We start from the raw sequence: 3768 nt of genomic DNA on the forward strand, positions 1-3768 counted from the left end.
ATCGTCTTGCGCTTCGTCTCCTTCTCGAGACGCGGCAGTGCGTTCTCGATGGTCTGGAGATCGGCGAGGATCAGCTCCGTCGAGATCGTGTCCATGTCACCCGCAGGCGTCTCGGAACCATCGACGCGGGTGACGTCAGGATCGGAGAATGCACGGGTCACCTGGCAGATCGCGTCCGCCTCGCGGATGTTGGCGAGGAACTTGTTGCCCAGGCCCTCACCCTCGCTGGCGCCCTTGACGATGCCCGCGATGTCCACGAAGGAGACCGTCGCCGGCAGGATCTTCTCACTGCCGAAGATGCGGGCCAGTTCGCCGAGGCGGGGGTCCGGCAGAGGGACCATGCCCACGTTGGGGTCGATCGTGGCGAACGGGTAGTTCGCGGCGAGCGCCTCTGCGCGGGTCAGAGCATTGAACAGGGTGGACTTGCCGACGTTGGGCAGTCCGACGATTCCGATAGTAAGAGCCACGTTGCCCGAGTCTACCGGTCACGGAATACGGCATGCATGTCAGCACAGAGCGAATCGGCTCACCGTTCCCGCGATCCACCGCTCCAGCATCTCCGCACCATGCCCCGCGAAGTCCGGCCCGAGCTGCTGGAACACCTCCGCACTGATGAGACCTACCAGGCCCGTCCAGGCCTCCACCGCCTGAGCCGCCCGCTGCGCCGGCATCCGGAGTCCGAGCTCCTCTCCGCCGGCCGTGAGCACCGCATCCAGACCCTCACTGAGGCCCGAATCCGCGACCGGCCCCTCCTCTGCATCTGCCGCAAGCATCCCCATGAATCGTCCCAGCACCGCGGTCCCGGGACCCGTGGTCCGTTCGGCCGGGGCCGCATAGCCCGGCACCGGCGAGCCGTACACCAATGCCCACTTGGCAGGATTGGCCACCGCCCAGCCGCGCATGGCCTGCGCCAGCACCGCGAGAGCCTCTGCCGCCGAGGCCGGCTCGCCGCCCCGCTCGAGGGGCTCACCCTCCCGCTCGTCCGGTTCGCCGCCGCGCTCGCCCGAAGCCCCACCTTCCAGCGCCTCCTCCACCCGCGCGGCCAGCTCCGAGTACGCATCGACGAGGAGCAGGGTGAGCAGCTCGTCACGGCTGGCGACGTGCCGGTACAGCGCCGAGGAGGCCACTCCGAGCTCACGGGCGATCGCCCGGACGGAGAGACCCGCCGCCCCGTGCTCCGCGAGCAGCGCATTGCCCACACGCAGGATCCCCTCACGCATCTCTGCACGCGCCTGCGCGTGCGTCCTCCGCACCGGTCGGTTCATGGGCGCAAGTCTGGCACGAGCCACGGCCACCATCAATTCTGTGAGCACTGCTCTTGAAAACTATCGCGCCCACCCGTACGCTGAACTCCAACAGAGAGCACCGCTCACAGAATGGATACTCATGCGATACGTCCTCACCGGCGCAGGCCAGATCGGCACCCAGCTCGCCCACGACCTGGTCGGCGCAGGCCACGAGGTGACAGTCATCCGCCGCTCGCCTTCACCGCTGCCGGGCACCACGCTCCTCCAGGGGGACGCCGGAGATCCTGCACTACTGCACCGAGCGCTCACCGGCGCCTCGGCGATCTTCCACTGCATCCATGCGAACTACAGCGCACCGGCCTGGGAGCGCGCACTTCCCCCTCGCGAGGCAGCCGTCATGGATGCTGCCGCCGCCACCGGCATCCCGGTGATCTTCCCGGAGTCCGTGTACGCCTACGGGCACGGTGCGGAGCACCTCACGGAACGCACGCCGCCGGCACCCGTCGCGCCCCTCGGAAAGGTGCGTGCACGGCTCCTGGCCCAGAGGAAGGCACATGTGGCAAGGACCCTGTCCGTCGTCGCCGCGGATCTGCTGGGCCCCACCGCGCACCCCCGCACATCCGTGTTCCCGCTCATGGTCCTCGCACCCGCACGCCGCGGACGCCGGGCCTGGGTCATGGGCGACCCGGATGCGCCGCGTTCGGCCACCTACATCCCGGATCTCGCCCGTACGATGATCGCCGCCGCACAGAACGCGCACGCACTCGCACCGGAGGGCGACGCCGTCCTGCTCGCGCCCTCCCTGCCCCCGCTCTCCCAGCGTGAGATGGCTCAGCTCGCCGCCGAGGCCGCCCGCGGTCGCACCGGCAGCTCAGCCAAGCAGCTCCCCGTCTCACGCATTCCGCGTGCGGTGTTCGCCGCCGCAGGACTCTTCTCCCCCATGGCCCGCGAACTGCACAATCAGCAGTACCTCTGGGACGCGCCTGCGGTCATGGAGAGCGGCCGGCTCACGGGCGAGTTCGGTGTCGAGGCCTCGTCCTGGGACACCGTGCTGGCGGAATGGGTGCGCACCGGAGGCTGACCCGGACAGGGCTTCCGCTCCGCACGTGTCCCTTCCCCGCCCACACCGCTGTGTCCGTGCCTCGTGGTTCCATGTGGGACATGCACACCGCCACACTCGCGTTCGTCCTTCTCCTCGTGCTCGCCCTCGGCCTCGTCCTGGGCTGGCTGCTGGGTGCCGCGCGGGCGCGTAGCAGTCTGCAGGAACGGCTCGTCCGCGCGGAGACCACGGCCCGCCTACTGCAGGACCGCTCCGAGGCGCTCGAGGCCGATGCACAGGTCGCCGGGGAGCTCACCGCCGCCGTGGGCCCCCTCGCCTCGGACCTGCGGACGCTCAGCCAGCACGTGAGCGGACAGGACCGGCAGCAGGCGGCCAGACTCGCGGGCCTGGACGAACAGCTCCGGCAGCTCGCCCTGCAGAACGAACGGCTCCGCGCCTCCGCTTCCGAGCTCTACTCCGCGCTGTCGGCGACCAGCGCACGCGGCGACTGGGGTGAGGTGCAGCTGCGCCGGGTCGTGGAGCTCGCCGGCATGCTGGAGCACGTGGACTTCGACGTCCAGGTCTCCGTCCGCACCGACGGCTCCACCGCCCGCCCGGACATGGTGGTCCACCTCCCCGGGGAGGCGAGCATCGTCATCGATGCGAAGGCCCCGCTCAGCGGCTTGGACGGCAGCGCTCCGGAGGCGGGCGCGCAGGCACGTGCAGTGCGCCGGCATGTGAGCGCCCTGTCCAAGAAGGCCTACTGGCAGGCGTTCACCCCGGCGCCGCGCTTCGTCGTGTGCTTCCTGCCCTCGGACGGTCTCCTCGCCTCCGCCGGCCAGGAGGATCCGGCGCTCATCGACGACGCGCTCTCCTCCGGTGTCATCCTCGCCTCCCCGTCCACCCTCCTGGGCCTGCTGAAGACGGTGGCCCTCAACTGGCAGCAGGCGGATCTGAGCCGGAGCGCGCACCGCATCCTCGACCTCGGCCGGGAGCTCCACGCCCGGGTGGGAACGCTCACAGAGCATCTCACCCGGATGGGTGCGGGACTCGACCGCTCGGTGGAGGACTACAACCGCCTCGTCGGCTCCTTCGAGTCGCGGTTCCTGCCCACGGCACGGAAGCTCTCCGCCACCGGCGTCTCCGAGGCCGCCCTGACGGAACCGCAGGAACTCTCTTCCCGCAGCCGGGGGCTCACAGCAGCGGAGTTCGAACCCGCGCATCATCGAGGCGCGAACTGAGAGTCCCGTCTGCCCACATACGCACGCCCACCCATCCGGCCGCGTACGGGGAAGCCTCACCCGCACACGCGGAGGACCTGCCCGCACGCGCGGCGGGCTCAGGACAACCGGCGTTGCGCGATCCTCCTGATATGGTCCGGTCTTGACCGGCGGACGGTCCGCGGCGACCCTCCGCGGAACAGTCCGGCGGGCAGTCCAGTCCCCCACGATGGAAAGTCGATGACCACGGATCCCCACAACC

4 protein-coding genes are annotated in these 3768 nt (G+C 70.0%); 2 read left to right on the plus strand and 2 right to left on the minus strand.

The genetic code is table 11. The features are described from left to right. Both Q0A33_RS12780 and Q0A33_RS12785 read right to left on the minus strand, forming a co-directional pair. Window positions 1-467: GTPase (locus tag Q0A33_RS12780; RefSeq protein ID WP_291797358.1), on the minus strand; the 467-nt coding region annotated here is incomplete at its 3' end. A 39-nt stretch (window positions 468-506) separates the two neighbouring features. Continuing rightward, a complete protein-coding gene (locus Q0A33_RS12785) occupies window positions 507-1265 on the minus strand; it encodes a TetR/AcrR family transcriptional regulator (protein ID WP_291797361.1) in 759 nt (252 codons plus the stop codon). A gap of 121 nt (window positions 1266-1386) precedes the next feature. Between Q0A33_RS12785 and Q0A33_RS12790 the strand changes: the two genes are divergently transcribed. After that, entirely contained in the window at window positions 1387-2328 is a 942-nt protein-coding gene (locus tag Q0A33_RS12790) for an NAD-dependent epimerase/dehydratase family protein (RefSeq protein ID WP_291797364.1), read from the plus strand. 80 nt (window positions 2329-2408) lie between these two features. Further along, a complete protein-coding gene (locus tag Q0A33_RS12795; protein WP_291797368.1) occupies window positions 2409-3527 on the plus strand; it encodes a DNA recombination protein RmuC in 1119 nt (372 codons plus the stop codon). Window positions 3528-3768 lie beyond the last annotated feature (241 nt).

The organism is Brevibacterium sp. (genome assembly GCF_022712115.1).
GTDB classification, from domain to species: Bacteria; Actinomycetota; Actinomycetes; order Actinomycetales; family Brevibacteriaceae; genus Brevibacterium; species Brevibacterium salitolerans.

Coding starts and splice junctions, on each gene's coding strand:
- Q0A33_RS12785 (WP_291797361.1), bottom strand. CDS start 1,265: ATGAACCGACCGGTGCGGAGGACGCACGCGCAGGCGCGTGCAGAGATG.
- Q0A33_RS12795 (WP_291797368.1), top strand. CDS start 2,409: ATGCACACCGCCACACTCGCGTTCGTCCTTCTCCTCGTGCTCGCCCTC.
- Q0A33_RS12790 (WP_291797364.1), top strand. CDS start 1,387: ATGCGATACGTCCTCACCGGCGCAGGCCAGATCGGCACCCAGCTCGCC.